This is a genomic window from Nocardioides maradonensis (assembly GCF_054777115.1).
The window spans coordinates 48,599-66,795 of the sequence record NZ_BAAHAZ010000014.1; the positions used below are offsets into that span (position 1 = coordinate 48,599).

General features: G+C 72.5%; 13 protein-coding genes. 2 read left to right on the plus strand and 11 right to left on the minus strand.

Translation table 11 applies throughout. The features are described from left to right. Nucleotides 1-87 precede the first annotated feature (87 nt). On the plus strand, nt 88-738 hold the full coding sequence (locus ACYVAQ_RS16845) for a sulfotransferase family 2 domain-containing protein (RefSeq protein ID WP_460791567.1): 651 nt from the start codon (nt 88-90) through the stop codon (nt 736-738). Between the two features lie 28 nt (nt 739-766). On the opposite strand, the gene ACYVAQ_RS16850 is transcribed toward ACYVAQ_RS16845, so the two are convergent. From ACYVAQ_RS16850 to ACYVAQ_RS16885, 8 genes are read right to left on the minus strand one after another with little or no spacing between them, the layout of a single operon-like run. Beyond that, nucleotides 767-3,448 carry a glycosyltransferase family 8 protein gene (locus ACYVAQ_RS16850; RefSeq protein WP_460791568.1) on the minus strand — a complete coding sequence of 894 codons (2,682 nt, stop codon included), beginning with the start codon at nt 3,446-3,448 and terminating at the stop codon, nt 767-769. Next, on the minus strand, nt 3,445-4,488 hold the full coding sequence (locus ACYVAQ_RS16855; RefSeq protein WP_460791569.1) for a hypothetical protein: 1,044 nt from the start codon (nt 4,486-4,488) through the stop codon (nt 3,445-3,447). The genes ACYVAQ_RS16850 and ACYVAQ_RS16855 overlap by 4 nt, the downstream gene beginning before the upstream one ends. Next, nucleotides 4,485-5,231, minus strand: coding sequence for a glycosyltransferase family A protein (locus ACYVAQ_RS16860; protein WP_460791570.1), 747 nt, complete (start codon nt 5,229-5,231; stop codon nt 4,485-4,487). Before ACYVAQ_RS16860 ends, ACYVAQ_RS16855 begins: the two co-directional genes overlap by 4 nt. Next, on the minus strand, nt 5,228-6,517 hold the full coding sequence (locus tag ACYVAQ_RS16865; RefSeq protein ID WP_460791571.1) for a hypothetical protein: 1,290 nt from the start codon (nt 6,515-6,517) through the stop codon (nt 5,228-5,230). Before ACYVAQ_RS16865 ends, ACYVAQ_RS16860 begins: the two co-directional genes overlap by 4 nt. Before the next feature lie 8 nt (nt 6,518-6,525). Beyond that, on the minus strand, nt 6,526-7,440 hold the full coding sequence (locus ACYVAQ_RS16870) for an NAD-dependent epimerase/dehydratase family protein (RefSeq protein ID WP_460791572.1): 915 nt from the start codon (nt 7,438-7,440) through the stop codon (nt 6,526-6,528). 58 nt (nt 7,441-7,498) lie between these two features. Continuing rightward, a complete protein-coding gene (locus ACYVAQ_RS16875) occupies nt 7,499-8,449 on the minus strand; it encodes a TylF/MycF/NovP-related O-methyltransferase (protein ID WP_460791573.1) in 951 nt (316 codons plus the stop codon). 36 nt (nt 8,450-8,485) lie between these two features. Beyond that, entirely contained in the window at nt 8,486-9,226 is a 741-nt protein-coding gene (locus ACYVAQ_RS16880; protein WP_460791574.1) for a glycosyltransferase family 2 protein, read from the minus strand. Next, the gene (locus ACYVAQ_RS16885; protein WP_460791575.1) at nt 9,223-10,998 is read right to left on the minus strand and encodes a glycosyltransferase family 4 protein; all 1,776 of its coding nucleotides are present in this window, start codon (nt 10,996-10,998) and stop codon (nt 9,223-9,225) included. The genes ACYVAQ_RS16880 and ACYVAQ_RS16885 overlap by 4 nt, the downstream gene beginning before the upstream one ends. Before the next feature lie 35 nt (nt 10,999-11,033). Between ACYVAQ_RS16885 and ACYVAQ_RS16890 the strand changes: the two genes are divergently transcribed. Next, nucleotides 11,034-12,047, plus strand: a complete 1,014-nt coding sequence (locus tag ACYVAQ_RS16890; protein WP_460791576.1) for a hypothetical protein — start codon at nt 11,034-11,036, stop codon at nt 12,045-12,047. Here ACYVAQ_RS16890 and ACYVAQ_RS16895 read toward each other — a convergent pair. From ACYVAQ_RS16895 to smc, 3 genes are read right to left on the minus strand one after another with little or no spacing between them, the layout of a single operon-like run. Beyond that, complete coding sequence (locus ACYVAQ_RS16895) at nt 12,019-12,471, minus strand: acyl-CoA thioesterase (RefSeq protein WP_460791577.1); 453 nt, start codon at nt 12,469-12,471, stop codon at nt 12,019-12,021. The two genes, ACYVAQ_RS16890 and ACYVAQ_RS16895, sit on opposite strands and share 29 nt — an antisense overlap. Then, entirely contained in the window at nt 12,461-14,560 is a 2,100-nt protein-coding gene (locus ACYVAQ_RS16900) for an acyltransferase family protein (protein WP_460791578.1), read from the minus strand. The genes ACYVAQ_RS16895 and ACYVAQ_RS16900 overlap by 11 nt, the downstream gene beginning before the upstream one ends. Further along, nucleotides 14,557-18,108 (minus strand): chromosome segregation protein SMC, encoded by a 3,552-nt coding sequence (gene smc / locus ACYVAQ_RS16905; protein WP_460791579.1) that lies wholly within the window; start codon nt 18,106-18,108, stop codon nt 14,557-14,559. The genes ACYVAQ_RS16900 and smc overlap by 4 nt, the downstream gene beginning before the upstream one ends. Nucleotides 18,109-18,197 lie beyond the last annotated feature (89 nt).

The window sequence follows — 18,197 nt, forward strand, 5'->3', positions numbered from 1 at the left end:
AGGCTCCGGTCCGACAGGGACCGGAGCCTCGTTGCGTTAGGGTCGGGCTCGCCAGCCGGAGCAGAACAGAACAAAGGGGACCAGCTCGTGCCGATCTTCGTGAAGGACGACACCTCGGTCCTGTTCATCCACATCCCCAAGACCGGCGGGACCTCGCTCGGCGAGGGTCTGATCGAGTCCGGCTGGACGCGCTCGTTCTACCAGTCCCCCGGCACCGAGCCCGACCGGTTCCACCTGGTCCGGGTCTCCCAGCAGCACTACCACGGGCGGCTGCTCCGGACGACCCTGCGCGTCGGGCTGTTCGACCTGCGCTTCTGCATGGTCCGCGACCCGCTGGCCCGCTTCCGCTCCGAGTACGCCATGCGCTGCCAGGATCCGGCCGGCGGCGCTGAGCACGTCGTCGAGGAGTGGGCCGAGGAGCGGTTCCGTCGCTATGCCACGGAGCCGACGCTGCTCGACAACCACCTGCGCCCGCAGCACGAGTTCGTCGTGCCCGACACGGTCGTCTACCGCTACGAGGACGGCCTCGAGGCCGCCGTCACGGACCTGCGCGAGAGGCACGCCATCGAGATCGACGTACCCCTCAAGCGTCGTACGTCGTCGCAGAGCCGCCCGGACCGGCTCGCCAGCAGCGACGTCCGGATCAGCCGGCGGCTCGAGGGCCGGCTGCGCGAGCTGTACGCCGGTGACTTCGAGCGGTTCGGCTACGCGACCAGGAAGCGGTCGCGGTTCCGCTGACCGGTCGGCCGACCCGTCGGATGACCGCTCAGCGGCGCCGCTTCGCGAGACGCCGGACCCGCCCGCCGATCCCGGCGGCGATCTCCAGAGCCGGTCGTGACGCCTGCTCGGCGATCACCTCCGCCGCGGTCGGGGTCTCCCCCGGCAGCGATACGTTGGTGCCGGCCACGCACACCACGAAGCGACCGCCGGCTGCTCCGTAGCCGCGCCGGGCGAGGTGGGCCGCACGGAACCGGAGCCGACGGCTGCCGTCGGGGTCGGCGTCGGGGGTCCGCCGCACGACGAGCTCGTCGCCGGCGTGCAGGACCACCGGGACGTCGCCGGTGCTGCGGTAGCTGCCTTGCAGCCAGCCCTTCGCCAGCCCGGTCATCGAGCCGGTCACGCCCAGCTCGCGCAGCAGCCCGTCGCGGGTGGCCGCGGTCAGCGCGCCGGAGGACAGCACGTCCACCACGGCGATCGGACGCCGGTAGCCGTCCGGCGCGGCCGGGTCGACGAGGGAGATCTCGACGCCGCGGGCGACCCCGCCGGCAGGCGTCAGCAGCGCGGGCAGGTCCACCGGCAGGCGTCGTACGCCGGCGGCGACCCGCTCGACCAGGTGCGCCTGCTGCGGCCCGAGGTCGGCCGGCGACAGGTTCGCGAGCACCGCGCCACCGGCCTCGACGCGCAGCACCAGACCCGTGGCGAGCACGTGCTCGTAGGCGGCCGCGGAGAGCCGGAGGTAGAGGGCGGAGTCGGTGGCGTCGACGTACTCGACGTCGGTGTCGTGGGAGCCGGGACCGTCCTCGCGCAGCGGCCCGATGGTGAGGTTCGTGGCCCAGCCGTCCGCGGTCCAGTCCAGGTGCCCGACGCGCGGGCGGTGGGAGAAGTAGAAGCCACAGCTCACGCCGAGCAGCTCCTCGGCCCGCCCGACGATCTGCCGGTAGACGCCGTTGTAGAACTCCTCGTCGGCGGTCAGCCACGGCTTGATGCGGCCGGAGAAGTGGATGAGCGAGGCGTCCGCGGCGGCGTACTTGCGCGCCTGCAGGCCGTCGGCGACGGCGCGCTCGGAGGTGTAGAACTGCGTCATGTAGTTGTAGGTGCTGGGCAGCCGGTGCTTGCTCCCGCGGAACGCGATGTTGACGGCGTCCTGGTCGTGCTGGGCGAGCGCGCGGCCGGCCCGGGCCACGAGGCCCCGCGCCACGAGGGCACGCTCGCGGTAGCCGGGGTTGTCCAGGTCCAGGACCAGGACGCCCGCGTTGACGTACTCCAGCGGGTCGGGGCCGGCGATGCCGGTGAGCCGCATCCGCTGCTCGGTCGAGACGCTGTCGGGCTGCTCGACGGCACGCAGCGCGGCGCTGTCGGGGACGCCGGCGACGCAGGCGCCGCCGAGGTCGAGCGTGAACAGCTCCGCGATGTCACGGGTCGCGAGCACGTCGCCGTCGAGGTAGACGGTGCGCTGCTCGGGCAGCCGGTCGACCAGGTAGACCCGGCCGTACGTCGCCCGCGAGCGGCTCACGCCGGTCTCGGCCACACCCACGTCGCGGTCGAGGTCACGGGTCACGTCGTGGACCTGCACCTCGACCGGCCGGCCCAACCGCTCCAGGGAGCGGAAGTGGTGCACGTCGGAGGAGTCCAGCGCGTCACCGAGCACCACGAAGCGCACCGAGCGCTCGGGGTCCAGCTGGGCCAGCACCGAGATCATCGTGGCGAACGTGGGCTTGACGAAGTTCCGGTCGCAGACCATCGCGAACTGGAAGTCGACCCGATCGTCCTTCGCCGGCAGCCGGACCAGGTCGTGCGACCCGGCGGGCACGGGCAACGGACCATCGAGGAGACCGGACAGGTCGATCCGCTCCACCGTGCCCTCGGCCTCGAGCCGCGCGGCGCCCGCGGGGTCGAGGCGGAAGAAGCTGTCGAAGAAGGCGCGCTGCTCGTCCGGGGTACGCCGCAGCACCGGCTCGAACAGCCGCAGCTGGGCCTGCCGGTGCAGGCCCAGGCCACGGGCGACCGCGTCCCCGGACAGCCGCGAGGCCCACTTGTGGTTCCAGGTCGCCACGCTGCCCGAGTCGAAGTGCAGCAGCCGGGCGTCCTCGCCGAGGGCGACGGTGCGCGCGCGGAGCCGGCCCGGCAGCGGCCCGTGCACGCTGATGGCGCCGGCCCCGATCGGGAGGCGGTAGACGGTCTTGCCGACGTCGTGGCCGAGCATGCCGTTGCGCAGGTACTGCGAGCGCCAGCCGAAGACCGGCGTCAGGTCCGTCCGGGCCGGCACCTTGCGCATCGCGAGGGTCGCGCCGAACGGCTCGTCGACGCCGTGGCCGTCGTACCACATCTCCCGCACGCCGATGGTGTACGCCGCCGCCGCGGGGTGCTCGGCGGCGAGCTCGGTGAACGGGCGGCGCAGGTCGAGCACCTCGTCGGCGTCGATGAACGCGAAGAAGGTGTGCCCGTCGGTGGCAGCCGCACGCGCGAGCCACCGGGCCGCGTCGACCTGCTTGCGCTCGACCGCGGCCGAGCTGTCGGCGTAGAAGCGGGTCCAGGTCGCCGCGTCGATCGGCAGCCAGTGCACCCGCGGGTCGTCCGGCAGCGCGTCGACCAGGGCCGCCGCGGGGCGGTCGAGGGCGACGTACAGCGCGTCGGCGCCGCGGCCAAGGTGGACGTTGCACCACTGGAGCAGCTGCCTCGCGTCACCGCGGAACAGCGTGCCGACGACGAGCCCGTTCAGCTCGGTCACGCCTTGGCCTTCTCCGCCTTGGCCTGCCGGGCCAGCTCCGCTTCGGCGTCGTCCTGGGTCCGGGCCGCCGTGCACAGCGCGAGCACGTCCTCGACGTACCGCACGGTCTCCTCGCTGCTCGGGACGACGGCCGGGGTGGAGCGCATCTCGGTGCCGAAGCGCAGGCAAGGCACGGGCGCGTCGAACCACTCGGCCTCGATGCGCTCGTTGATGGGGGCGCAGAGCTTGATGATGCCCTCGCGCATCTCCTCGGTCATCAGCGCGATGTCGCCGGCCGGGGCCGCGTCGTAGATCCGGCGCGCGGTGCGGTCGCGCAGGTCGCGGTTGCGCAGCCGCAGGCTGTTGAGCATCCGCAGGCCGAGGGTGTCGATCGGTCGGATGCTGTCGTAGCGGGGCACGTCGACGCCCGGGAACGGCTCCAGCGCGTCCACGTCGACACCGGCCACCTCGAGCAGGCGCCGGCAGATCGCGGCACCGTCGGGGACGTCGTCGTACGAGACGACGTGGAAGTTCTCCGGGCCGACCAGGTCGCGCCACGGGGAGAACCGGGTGTGGAAGTCGAGCAGCTCGGGCCCGTCCTCGGCGAGGTAGTCGCCGAAGGCGCGCGACTCGAAGTAGTAGTGCTGGTCGACCGACTGCTTGTAGAGGCTCTCGATCCACACGTCCTGGCGGCGCAGGACGAGCAGCACCTTGATCGAGCCGAACATGCTGAACCGCTCCACGTGCTGGGCCGGGGACACCCGCGGGTGGGTGAAGTCCTCGGCCGACATGAGGACCGTGGAGGCCGTCGACGGGATCTCGTCGAGCAGGTCGTCGAAGAGCTGCTTGCCCACGGTGCGACCGGTGAACTTGGCCTGGCCCGACTGGGCGCCGTCGCGGGTGCGGATCGGCCGCTCGGGGTGCATGCCCGTGCTCGGGTACAGCACCCCGTGCTCGATGAGGTCGTAGCGTCGGGCGCTCAGCACGTTCTGCAGGTACGTCGATGCGGTCTTGTGCAGACCGATGTGCAGGACCAGGTCGAGGTCCTTGGGGTTGGTCATCGGGTCTCCTGCGCCAGGCCACGCACGCGGTCGATGGTCATCTCGGGGAGCGAGCGGATGATCGCGCGGCGGCCGCTGCTCTCGGTCACGAGCGACACGTCACGGCGCCGCTTGAAGATGATGGTGTCCTTCACGGTGACGTGCTTCCAACCCCTCGCCATGGTCTCGATCGCGAACTGGAAGTCCTGGAACGCCAGCCCGTTCGGGATGTCCCGGCTCGCGTAGGGCACCTCGAGGTGCGCCTCCCGCGGCGTGATGCACAGCGAATCGTAGTAGCCGCGCAGGTACAGGAAGTACGGCGTGAACAGCTCCGAGTCCTGCTCCAGGTTGCGGGTCACCGCGACGTTGCGGTCGAAGAGGACCTCGAGCTCGGGGCTGGCGATCATGCCGACGCCCTGCCGGGCGCCCTCGGTCACCACGTCGAGGCCGGCGGACAGCCAGTTCTCGCTGAAGATGTCGTCGGCGTCGAGGAACGCGATGAAGTCACCGTCGGTCCGCGGGACGAGTGCGTTGCGGACCAGGCCGAGGTCGCCCTCGTCCATCGTCCACCGCTCCCAGTCGTCGAACCGCTCCTGGGAGAAGTACGCCGTCGTGGCCGGTGTCGCGCGGTCGAGCGCGATGATCTGCTGCACCGAGTAGCCCGCGGCACGCGCCGCGGCGACGGCGGCGTTGGCCGAGCGCATCGTGGGCCCGGCGACGGTCGTCTCGCTGTGCGCGGTGACGATCAGGGTCAGGTCGGTCATGACCGCGCCTCCTCGCGCAGCACCCGCGTGGCCAGGTCCGGATCGCCCTCGGCACCCAGCACGTGGAACCTCTCCAGGTAGGGGGCGGTGAGCTGGAAGTGCTCGTCGAGCACGTCGCGGACCTCGTCGGTCGCCACGAAGATGCTCTCGACGTACCCGATCGTGGGGTAGAGCCAGCGCAGGCTGCCCGGGCTGGGCCGGCCGTCGGCACCGGTGCCGAAGCTGAGGAAGATCCGCTCCGAGCTGAGCAGCGCCTTCGCGTACGGCGCCAGCATGTCGTGGAACAGCTCGGACTCCACGTTGACCAGCGCGTCCGCCCAGAACGACCGCACCAGCGAGGCCATCGCCTGCTGGCGGTCCTCAGGCACCACCCAGACGAGGTCGGCGAAGCGGCTGGAGAAGTCGACGACCCGGACCCCGGTGGGCAGCGTGACGGCGACGTCCCCGGGGGCGGCGTCGGTGTAGATGACGACGATCTCCTCGGGGTCGACCCCCGCGGCCAGGCTGGTCACGACGAGCACGTCGAGACCGTCGGCACGCGGCCGATCGACGGCGACCACGACCCGCGCGCGCCGGAAGCCGGCCTGCTCGTGAGCGTCGTGGATCGCCGCCGCGCACAGCGCGACGGAGTCGTTGCGCAGCGGCAGCTGGGCGATCCGCGCGGCGGTCTCGCGCCACGCGTCGCCGATCAGCGGCTCGAGCTCGACGGCCTTGGCGAACATCTCGCCGAGGGTGCCGGTGCGCAGCCGCTCGGTGGTGTCGCTCCGGATCGCCCGCACCTTGTCGACCACGGTGAGCGGCTCCATGCCGAGGAGCTCGGCCATCGGCTCGACGCCCTCGGCCGGGTCGGCGATCTCGCCGGCGTCCCGGCCCCGCTTGAGCCACTCCAGGTAGAGCGAGCGCTCCTCGGTCAGGCGGCGCTCGGGGTGCCGGCGCAGGTACTTGCGGGCGTTGAAGTCGGGATGCGGGCTGTACCGTCCCACCGGGCCCGACCACAGGAAGTGCCGGATCGGGTCGACGTCCTCGTCGAGGGCGCCCTCGGTCTGCAGCGCGTAGTGGTAGTGGTCGAAGTGCTCGCGGACCAGGTCGTACTCGTCGTTGACGCCGTAGCGGCGCTGGTTCTCCCGCTGCCGCGCCACGAGGTCGTCGATGGCGGGTCCGTAGTGCGTCTCCTCGCGCACCACCTCGGGCTTCTCGCCCACCGGCCGGCGCTTGTCCTGCGCCGTCCGCCTGACCTGCCCGAGCTTGCGCCGGATCCGCGGTCCCCACGCGTCCTTGTCGCTCATCGGGTCCGTCATCGGCTCTGGAACCACTCCCACGTCTCGCGCAGACCTTGCTCCAGCGGCGTCCTCGGCTCGAAGCCGAGGTGCTCGCGGGCCTTGTCGACCTGGCACCACGTCAACCGCACCTCGCCGGCCCGGAAGTCCTTGTACTGGACCTCGGGGTCGAGGCCGGTGACCGTGCGGATCACGTCGAGCAGCTCGTTGACCGTGGTCGGCTTGCCGCTGCCCAGCTGGAACGCGCCGGTGGCCGTGCTGTTCATGGCCGCCTCGATCGCCTCGACCAGGTCGCCGGCGTACAGGAAGTCGCGGGCCTGGCTGCCGTCGCCGTAGACGACGAGCGGCTCGCCGTCGAGCATCTGCTTGAAGAAGTGCGCGACGACCGATCCCTTGTGGAAGGACCGCGGGCCGTAGATGTTCGAGAAGCGCAGGGCCGCACCGCTGAGACCGTACGACGCCGAGAACGCGCTCAGGTAGCCCTCGAGCATCAGCTTCGACGCGCCGTACGGCGAGGTCGGCTGGGGGGCCATCTCCTCGTGCACGGGCGGGGTCACGTCACCGAGGATCGCGCCGCCGGTCGACGCCGCGACGACCCGCTGCACGCCGGCCGCGCGCGCGGCCTGGAGCAGGTTGAAGGTCCCGACCACGTTGTTGTCGAAGTTGAACGCCGGGTCCTCGATGCTCGGGATCACCCGGGTGTCGGCGGCCAGGTGGACGATCACGTCCTGCCCCTCGACGGCCTTCGCGACGTCGTCGGTGCTGCGCAGGTCGCCCTCGATGAAGGTGACCCGGTCCAGGTCGAGCACGTTGCGGTCGCCGAGGACCTCGTTGTCGATGACGGTGACGGCGTACTCACCACGGCGGAGCAGGTGATCGGCCAGGTGGTCGCCGACGAAACCGGCTCCTCCGGTGATCAGGACGTTCTTCACGAGCGATCCTCTTCGGGTCGGGGTAGGGCGGGCACCAAGAATAGGGGGTCGGGTCGGTTCAGCCGGGTTTGACGGCGATGACGCCCTGGCCGATGGGGACCAGCAGCAGCCGCTCCCCCGTGGCCGCGAGCCACTCGTCGGTGGCGCGCCGCGCCCCCTCCCAGTCGGCGTAGTCGTCGAGGATCAGCACGCCGCCCGGGCTGAGCCGGTCGTAGAGGTGCTCGAGCTCGTGCTTGGTCGAGGCGTACCAGTCGGTGTCGAGGCGCAGCAGCGCGATCGTGCCGGGCGCCTCACCCGGCACGGTGTCCTCGACCATGCCCTGGTGGAAGTGCACCCGGTCGGCCGGGTAGCCCGTCTCGGCCATGCCCTCCTGGACGTCCTCGAGCCCGGCGACGGCCCAGACACGGGCGTCGCGGCCGACCCGGTCCAGCGCGTGCTGGGCGGTGATCCGCGCACCGTCGCTGTCGAGCCGGGTGTCCTCCTCGGTCGGCGGCGGCATGCCCTCGAAGGTGTCGAACAGGTGCAGCTCGCGCGACGTGTCACCCTCGGCCGCGAGGGTCAGCGCGATCGCCATCATGCTGCCGCCCCGCCAGACGCCGCACTCGACGACGTCGCCGGGGATGCGGTGGCGCACGACGTACCGGACCGCCTCGATGAGCGGCGCGAGCTTGGGCGGACCGGTCATCGTGCGCGGCTTGACCCGCGCGACGATGGCGCGCTTGGTGTCGTCCCAGTGCGGAGGGAGGTTCGCGCCGGTCCGCTGGGCCTCGGCCCGCTCCGCCTGGCGCCGCTCGGCCGCCTGGCGCTTCTGCTCGAGGCGCGCGAGCCGGCGCTCCTCCCGCTTCTGCTCCTGCGCGGCGGCCCGGCGGTCCGCGCGCTCCCGAGCCCGCTGGGCACCAGCCTCGCGCGCCGCGCGCAGCGCGCTCTCACGCTCGCCGGGCGCCTCCCGCGTCACGCGGAGCCCGGTGGTGCGGTGCATGATCTCGTTGATGCGGCCCGGAAGAGACATGCGGGTCATGCAACCACACGCGGGGGTGCGGTCCGGTCAGCGGCGTCCCAGGTCGCGCACCCGGTCGATGGCCATCTCGGGCAGCGCGCGCACGATCGACCGGCGGGTGCTGCTCTCCACGACGAGCGAGAAGTCGCGGCGACGCTTGAAGATGATCGTGTCGCGCACGACGACGTGCTCCCAGCCGGCGCCCATCGTCTCGATGCTGAACTGGAAGTCCTGGAACGACAACCCGTTGGGGATGTCCCGCGAGACGTAGGCGTGCTCGAGGTGGGCCTCGCGCGGCGCCAGGCAGAGCGAGTCGTAGTAGTTGCGGAAGTAGAAGTACTGCGGCGTGAACAGCGGCGAGGTCTGGTCGAGGTTGACCAGCACCGAGGTGATGCCGTCGAAGAAGATGTTGAGCTCGGGGTGGGCGATGACGCGCTCCCCCGCCTCCTCGGCCCGCAACAGCCGGGCCACGCTCTCGGCCAACCAGTTCTCGCTGAACAGGTCGTCGGCGTCGAGGAACGCGATGAAGCGCCCGTCGGTCTCCGGCAGCAGCGCGTTGCGGACCCGGCCCAGGTCGCCGTGGTCGTAGGTGCGCCGCTCCCAGTGCGCGAACCGGTCCTGGGCGAAGTACGCCGCGGTGGCGTCGGTGGGACGGTCGAGCGCGATGACCGACTGGACCGTGATCCCGCGCGCGCGGGCCTCGGCGATCGAGTCGTCGGCAGCGAGCATGGTCGGCCCGCAGACCGTGGTCTCGTCGTGCGCGGTGACGACGACGGTCAGGTCGGTCATCGGGCGTCCTCCAGCAGCAGGGCGGCGGCGGCCTCGGCGTACGCCTGCTCGCTGCGCTCGACGAGGAGCCTCTCCCGCAGCCGGCGGGCACGGGCGCGGGCGTCACCGGGGTCGGCGAGGATCGCCCGGATCGCACCGGCGTACGCCGCCGGGTCGTCGACCTCGCGGATCGGCCAGGCCTCGTCGTCGGGCAGCAGCTCGCCGACCCCGCCGACGACGCTGGCCACGATCGGGATGCCGGTCATCGCGACCTCGAGCAGCAGCTGCGGTACGCCGTCCCAGGCGGAGGTGTAGAGCCAGGCGTCGGCGCGCCCGAGGTCGAGGTCGGCGAAGCTGGCGTAGCGGCCCTCGAGCGTCACGTTGTCCGGGACGTCGGAGATCGGGTCGCCCTGCAGCACGCGCTCCCCCCACAGGTGGAAGTCGACGTCCGGCAGCTGGCGCGCGATCCGCATCACCAGGTCGACCCGCTTCTGCCGGTCCCACCGACCCGACCAGTAGACCTGCGGCCGCCGGCCCGGCACGGCCTCGGGGACCGGCGCGAGCGGGATCGCAGGCTCGACCGGGGCCCGGAACACGTGGATCCGGTCGCGGACCTCGTCGGGGAGCAGGTTGCGGTCGGTCAGCTCGTCCTTGAGGAACTGGCTGTCGGTGATCACCGCCGGCACGTTGTCGATCACGCGGTAGAAGTGCTTGAGGCTCCAGCCGCCCCACTCGGTCTCGGTGAGCTGCTCGTTGCAGAACATGACCGGGAAGATCCGCTCCGACGCCGCGAGCGCGCGGCCGTAGGGGCCGAGGGCGTCGTACAGGACGCGGGAGTTGATGTTGAGGACCGCCTCCGCGCGCAGCGACCGGATCAGCTCGACCAGCACCCGCGCGCGCTGCGGCGGCGTCAGCTCACGCGCCGCGGCGGCGAAGTCGATCTCCCGTACGCCGGCGGGGAACCTGCCCTCCGGGCTGCTGCCGCCCTGGTCGGTGTAGATGACCACGACGTCCTCGGGCGCGACCCGGTCCCGCAGCGCGTGCGCGATGTGGCCCTCGATCCGGCGGCCCGAGCCCCAGCGTGGGCGGTTGATGACGAAGACCAACCGGGCGCGGGCGTAGCCGGCCTGCTCCTGGCAGGCGTGCAGCGCGACGACCTGGTCGGTGATCTCGGGCGCGTTGACCGGCTGGATGCGGGGCTGGGTGGTGGCCGCCCAGGTGGAGCTGATCAGCGGCTCGATGGCGGCCGCCTTCGCGAGCTGCTCGCCGAGCACGCCGTACCGCAGCCGCTCGGTGAGGTCGTCGCGCACCTCGCCGAGCCGCTCGGCCAGCTCGGGGGGCGTCATGCCGAGGACGGGCGCGACCCGGGCCAGGCCGACGGTGGGGTCGCCGATCTCACCGGCGGCGCGGCCCTCGCGCAGCCAGCCGACGTACGGGCTCTCGCGGCCCTCGCGCCGACGTGGGTGGCGGGCGAGGTAGACCGGCATGCCGAACCCTGGCTCCGGCGAGTACGGCGCGTCGGCGCCGCCCTCCAGGAAGTGCTCGATGAGGTCGCCGTCGGGCCGGTTGCCGGGCTCGCGGATCTGGAGCAGGTAGTGGACGTCGTCGAAGTGCTCGCGGACCAGGTCGTAGTCGGGGTCGACGCCGGCCGGCAGCTGCTGGGCCCGTGCGCGGGCCACCGCGGCGTCGAACGCCTCGCCCATGGTGCTGGGCCGGACGGGGCCCGCCTCGACCGGCGTACCCCTGCGGAGGCGGCGGATCCGGGCGGTGAGGGACTTCGGAGCGCCTGCCACGCGCGCATTCTGGCACGGCCACCACAATGGGGGTCATGTGGCGGAAGGGTCCCCGGGCGCGTGAGGTGGTGCTGCACATCGGCACCGGCAAGACCGGGACCTCCGCCATCCAGCGGTTCCTCGCCGACCACCGCGGCGAGCTCGCGGCGGGCGGCGTGCTCTACCCGCGGGCGATGGGCCCGGTGCGGCACACGCACCTCGGCCACTCTGCGAAGCTCGACCAGCACCTCGTCGGCTCGCTGGTCTGGCAGCGTGGCGGGCACACCGACCCGGCGGCGTACCGGGCGCACCACGAGACGGCCCTCGTCGAGGAGGTCCGGGAGGTCCGGCCCGACCGCGTGCTCTTCTCCGACGAGGGGCTCTACGCCCTCGGTCCGGTGGCGCTGCGGCGACTCCGGGAGCAGCTGGACCGGGTGGCGCGCCAGCGCACCGTGCTGGTCTACCTGCGCCCCCAGGACGAGCACCTGGTCAGCCGCTACCAGCAGTCGGTGAAGGTCGGCGAGACCGCGACGCTCGCCGAGTTCGCGGCCCGCGACCACAGCGACCTCTACGACTACGCGCGGCGGCTGGCGATGTGGGAGGAGGCCATGGCCCCGGCCCGCGTCGTCGTCCGGCCGTTTCAGCGCGACCGGTTCGCCGGCGGCACGCTCATCGGTGACCTCGTCGCGGCCGTGGACCTGCCGGTCGCCGTGCCGCAGACCGAGGACGTACGCCGCAACGAGAGCCTCGACGCGGAGGCGGTCGAGCTGCTCCGGCTGCTCAACGTGGCCGCCGTGGCGAAGGGCGCCAAGCCCGGCGCGATCGACAACCTGGCCGTCGTCGACCGGCTCGCGACGCTGCCGCGCGGCCCCGTCCTCACGCTGCCCGACGACGTCCTCGACGCCTTCGCGGCCCGGTGGGCGGCGGGCAACGCCGAGGTCGAGCGCCGCTACCTCGACGGCGCTCCCCTGTTCACCGGGTCGCGCCGTACGTCGGCGACCACGACCCACCAGGGCCTCAGCCCCGAGCGGTACGCCGAGCTCAGGGAGCTGGTCGGAGCAGCGGGCTGACCGCGTCCCGGATGACGTCCGGGATCGGCGTCGAGGGGCGGGCGGGGTCGGTGTTGTCGACGTACACGTGCACGAACCGGCCCTCGGCGCTCACCAGGTCGCCGTCCCCCTGGAACATCCCGACCCGGTAGACGATCGAGGACGTGCCGATCCGCTCGACCGCGAGCCCGAGGTCGATCGGCGCCGGGTAGCCCATCTCCGCGAAGTAGCGGCACGAGACCTCCGCGACGACGCCGATCTGCGGAAGGGTGCGGATGTCGACGCCCGACGCCTCGGCCAGGTGCGCGTTGACGGCGGTGTCGATCAGCTCGAAGTAGCGGGCGTTGTTGAGGTGCCCGTAGACGTCGACGTCGGCCCACCGCGTCGTCGCCTGCCGCCAGGCGGAGTAGTCGCCGCGGGTCCGGCGTACGCGCTCATCGCTCACGCAGCGAGACGATAGCCCTCTGCATCGCGGGGTCCAGGTACGGCGCCAGGGTCCGGGCGAAGTAGCCGATGATGTGGTTCTCGTCGGCCCACGCCACGACGCCACCGATCACGCTGTGGCAGCGCGACCTGTCGCAGAAGAACCGGTTGAGGCTGACCGAGAACACGCGCTTGCTCGTCGACTCGGCGGCGGCCTGCAGCATCGGGTCCGGCGTCAGCGCGGCGCCGCGCGCCACCCAGCACGGGTCGGTGCGGGTCTTCGCCCTCGCGACGCAGGTGGGCAGGTCACCCTGGTTCATCGCCGGTACGTCGCCGATGACGACCACCGCCTTGCCCGTCCGGGCGAGCTGGCTCCACGCGGAGCGGAAGCCGGTCTTCAGCGGAGCCCGGTTGTGACCGGGCGCCGCGCCCTGCACCAGGTAGCGCCGGCTGCTCGACGAGGTCACGACGACGTCGATCGAGCGGTCGTGCTCGAGCCGGTCCATGACCGCGCGTACCCACTGGTGGCAGCTCGCGGCGTCCTCGGGGTAGCGCGTGGTGGTCACGGGCGCGGTGTCCAGCGGGCACGAGCCCTTGCTGATGAGCACGACGTTCCAGTTGTGCTCGATCGCGAGCTGGTCGAGGGCCGGCGCCCAGTGCCGCGCGTGCGAGTCGCCGACGAGAGCGATGCGATGGGTGGCGGCCGCGGGCGGCACACCGAAGCTGCAGCTCACCACTCCCGCCTTGTCCTGGTCCTGCATGCACTCCGAGCCGCCGTGCAGCCGGTCGCTGTAGCTCTGGCTGGTGAGCAGCGCCGAGTCGCGGTACCTGAGGTAGTGCGGGTTCGCGCAGCCGTTGGCGATCGCGCGGGCGCCGAAGCAGGGCGCCGGCGAGCTGGCGGCGGCGTTGACGGTCGCGGTCGCGCGCGACACCTGGGTGTCCACCTGCTGGGTGAACGAGCTCGCCAGCACCACGACACCGGCCATCGCGATGGCACCGGGAGCGAGCGACCGCAGCGGGCTGCCCCGGTTCAACCACGACGCGGTGCGCACCCGGTCCTCCACCAGGCCGGTGCTGATCCAGGCGATGCCGAGCGACGCCAGGAGCACGTCGCCCTTCTCCCAGTCGGTGAGCGGGTGGCCGGTGGCGTAGGGCACGAGCACGATGAGGGGCCAGTGCCACAGGTAGAGCGAGTAGGAGATCCGGCCGAGCTGCAGGCTGACCCCGCGGGCGAGCCGGACGAACCGCGGCACGAGCCCCGGGAAGCCGTCGCCGCACCAGATCACCAGCGCCGTGCCGAGGACCGGGACGATCGCGACCGCCCCGGGGATCGGCGTGGTCTCGGTGAGGAAGTACATCGAGCCGAGGATGGCGACCCACCCGATCGCCGCGACCGGCAGCCGCAGCCAGCGTTGCACCGGGAAGTGCGCGAGCACCCCGCCGACCGCGAGCTCCCAGATCCGGGTCTGGGTGGCGAAGTACGCCGCGTGCGGGTCGGTGCGGGTGAGGTGGATCGACACGACGTACGACGCCACGGCGACCGCCGTGAACGCCAGGAAGACACCGGCCCGCGGCCGTCGTACGACGCGGAAGAGGGTGTAGGCGAGCCAGGCCAGCAGCGGCCAGCCCAGGTAGAACTGCTCCTCCAGCGACAGCGACCAGTAGTGCGTGACCGGCGACGGCGACTGCGCCGAGCGGAAGTAGTCAGTGGCGTTGTGGGCGAGCGTCCAGTTCTGGAAGTACAGCGCCGACGACACGATCTGGCGCATCACCTCCTCCCACATCGGCTTGGGGAGCAGCAGTACCGTGCCGATCGTCGCGACGACGAGCACGAGCATGCTGGCCGGGAGCAGCCGACGCGCCCTCCGTGCCCAGAACCGCAGGATGCCGATCCGCTTCGTGGTGCGCAGCTCGTGCAGAAGCTGGCCGCTGATCAGGTAGCCGGAGATGACGAAGAAGATGTCGACGCCGATGTAGCCGCCGTGGAAGATCCGGGGCCACAGGTGGTTGAGCACGACGCCGAGCACCGCGACGGCGCGCAGCACCTGCACCTCGACGCGCAGCGGGACCCGACGCTCCCCTGCGACCGGCGGCTCTGCCAGGCCGGTCACGCGCTCTGGTCGTCGCGCAGCCGCTGGCTGATCACCGCAGACACACCGTCGCCACGCATGGTGACACCGTAGAGGGCGTCACCAACCTCCATCGTCCGCTTCTGGTGGGTGATCACCAGCAGCTGCGAGTGCGCCCGCAGCTCCTCGTAGATCTCCAGCAGGCGCCCGAGGTTCGTGTCGTCCAACGCCGCCTCGACCTCGTCGAGGATGTAGAACGGCGAGGGCCGGGCCTTGAACAGCGAGACCAGGAACGCCACTGCGACCAGCGAGCGCTCGCCGCCGGAGAGCAGCGAGAGTCGCTTGACCTTCTTCCCGGCGGGACGGGCCTCCACCTCGATGCCGGTGGTGAGCATGTCGTTCGGGTCGGTGAGGACCAGTCGCCCCTCGCCGCCCGGGAACAGCCGCGCGAAGACGTGGTCGAAGGCGACCCGCACGTCCTCCCACGCCTCGGTGAAGACCTGCTCGACCTTGACGTCGACGTCCTTGACGATGTCGAGGAGGTCCTTGCGGGTCTGGCGGAGGTCCTCCAGCTGCTCGGAGAGGAACTGGTGGCGCTCCTCCATCGCCGTGAACTCCTCCAGCGCGAGCGGGTTGACCCGGCCCAGCATGGCGAGCGCCTTCTCGGCGTTCTTGAGCCGCTTGGCCTGCTCCTCGCGGACGTAGGGCACGAGCTCGGGATCCGCCTCGGGGTCGGCGTCGGGCGCGAGGACCGGCACCGGTCGGTCCGGCCCGTACTCCGCGACCAGCCCGTCGACCTCCAGCCCGAGCTCCTCGAGCGCCTTGGTCTCGAGCTGCTCGATCCGCATCCGCTGCTGGGCTCGCGCGAGCTCGTCGCGGTGCACCGAGCTGACCAGCTCCTCCAGCTCCTTGCCGAGGTCGCGCAGCGTCCCACGGACCGTGACCAGCGCCTGCTCGCGCTCGCGCCGGGCGTCCTCGACGGCCTGCCGCTCGGCGGCGGCGAGCCCGATGGAGACCTCCAGCCGCTCGATGACGTACGCCGCTGCTGAAGCGACCGCCGACCCGGTGCGGCCCTCGGCGAGCAGCCGCTCGCGGCGGGCGGCCGCCTTGGCGCGGGCCTCCCGCTCGGCCGCGGCGGCACGTCGCATCTGGTCCACCCGGCCGTGCAGCGCCCGGGCCCGCTCCTCGGAGGTGCGCAGCGCGAGCCGCGACTCCATCTCGGTCTGGCGCGCGGCGCGGGTCGCCTCGACGAGCCGCTCCTGCTCGGTGGTGTCGGGCTCCTCCTCGCCGCCCTCCTCGGCGGTGGCGAGGCGCTGCTCGAGCTCGGCGAGCCCGACCAGGGCCTGCTCGCGGTTGGTCTCGGCCTTGCTCATCGCCTCGGCCAGCCGCTCGGCCTCGGCCCGCGCGGATCGGGCGAGCGAGCCGTGCTGGCCGAGCTCCTCGGCGACGGCGGCGAGCGTGGCGTCGGACTCGTGCAGGCGGGCGAGCGCGACGTCGACCCGCTGCTGCGCCTCGACCCGCTCGGACTCGAGGCGGGCCAGGTCGAAGCCGAGCCGCTCGGAGGCGGCGACGGCCTCGGCGAGGGCCTCGGTGGCCTCGTCGACGGCCGCCTGGATCTCCAGCAGGCTCTGCTGGGCCGAGGAACCACCGGACGCGAAGTGGGCGCCGAGCAGGTCGCCGTCGCGCGTCACCGCGACCACGTCGGGCAGGTCGCCGACGAGCGCCTGTGCCTCGGACAGGTCGCCCACGACGGCGGTCTTGTGCAGCAGCCGGGTCAGGGAGGCACGCACGGTCGCGGGGCACTCGATGACGTCGGCGGCGTACGTGACACCGGCGGGGAGCGCCGGCCAGTCCGACCGGTCCACGTCTCCCCCGCCGAGCAGCAGCCCCGCGCGGCCCAGGTCGTCGGTCTTGAGGTGGGTCAGCGCGCCCACGGCGGCGGACGAGTCCGCCACGGCCACGGCGTCCGCAGCGGCACCCAGGGCGGCCGCGACGGCCGCCTCGTAGCCGGACCGCACCGTCACCAGCGCCGCGACCGAGCCGAGGAGCCCCGACACCTCGTCGCTGGCGGCGAGCAGCGCGCCTGCGCCGTCCTTGCGGGCGAGACCCAGCTCGAGGGCCTCCTTGCGGGCGCCGAGGGCGGACTTGTCGCGGTCAGCCTGCTGGGCCTCCTCGCGCAGCTTGGCGAGCCGGTCGTCCAGGTCGTCGAGCGCGGCGACCGCGGCCTCGTGCTCGGCGTCGAGCCCCTCCTCGCCGGCGTCGAGGCCGGCGACCTTGGTCTCGAGCGCGGTGAAGTCGCGCTGGGCCCGCTCGGCCCGCGCGAGTGCGTCGGTGCGGGCGGTCTCGAGCCGGCCGAGCTCGTCCTCGGCGGAGCTGACCTTCGAGCGGAGTGTCTCGACCTGGCCGTGCAGCCGGGCGAGACCCTCGCGCCGGTCGGCGGCGGCCCGGAGCAGACCGGCGACCCGCCGCTCCTCCTCGGCCGCGGCCACCTCGGCGGCCTTGCGGGCCTCGACGGCCTGCTCGAGGGCGGTCTGGTGCTCGGCGACGAGCGCCGTGATCTCGGCCTCCTGCTCGGCGAGCCGGGTCGCCTCGGCCTCGAGCTCGTCGGGGTCGCGGCCGGACTCGACCTCGGTCTCGGTGACCCCGGCCGCGTTGCGGACCCGCTCGGAGGCCAGGCTGTGCGTCCCGCGCAGCCGTTCGCGCAGGGCGTTGAGGGCGGCGACGTTCTCCTGCGCGGCGGCCAGGGCGGGCAGGTCCTCGCGCAGCGCCTCCTCGAGCCTCGCCTCCTGCTCGCGGGCCGCGGCGACGGCCGCCTCGACCTCCTGGCGGCGCTGGGTGAGCACGGACTCGTCGGCGAGCTCCTGCGCCAGCGACGTACGGGCGGTGACGAGGTCGTCGGCCAGCAGGCGCGCCTTCGCGTCGCGTACGTCGGCCTGCACGGTCGCCGCCCGCCGGGCGACCTCCGCCTGCCGGCCGAGCGGCTTGAGCTGCCGCCGGATCTCGCTGAGCAGGTCGTTGAGCCGGTGCAGGTTCCCCTCGGTGGAGTCCAGCTTCCGCAGCGCCTTCTCCTTGCGCTTGCGGTGCTTGAGGACGCCCGCGGCCTCCTCGATGAAGCCGCGCCGGTCCTCCGGGGTGGCGTGCAGGATGGTGTCGAGCTGGCCCTGGCCGACGATCACGTGCATCTCGCGGCCGATGCCGGAGTCGCTGAGCAGCTCCTGGACGTCCAGCAGCCGGCAGGTGGTGCCGTTGATGGCGTACTCGGAGCCGCCGGTGCGGAACATCGTCCGGCTGATCGTCACCTCGGCGTACTCGATCGGCAGCGCGCCGTCGGAGTTGTCGATGGTGAGCAGCACCTCGGCGCGGCCCAGCGGCGGACGCCCGGCCGTGCCGGCGAAGATGACGTCGTCCATCTTGCCGCCGCGCAGGCTCTTGGCGCTGGCCTCGCCCATCACCCAGGCGAGCGCGTCGACGACGTTGGACTTGCCCGAGCCGTTCGGGCCCACGATGCACGTGATACCGGGCTCCAACTGCAGGGTCGTCGCGGACGCGAAGGACTTGAACCCCTTGAGGGTGAGGCTCTTCAGGTACAACGCTGGGTCCCTTCGGCATACGGTCGAGCGCGCGTCGCGGAGCCGGTCAATCTACTCAAGGCCCTGCGGGGGAAGGACAGCGCACTCAG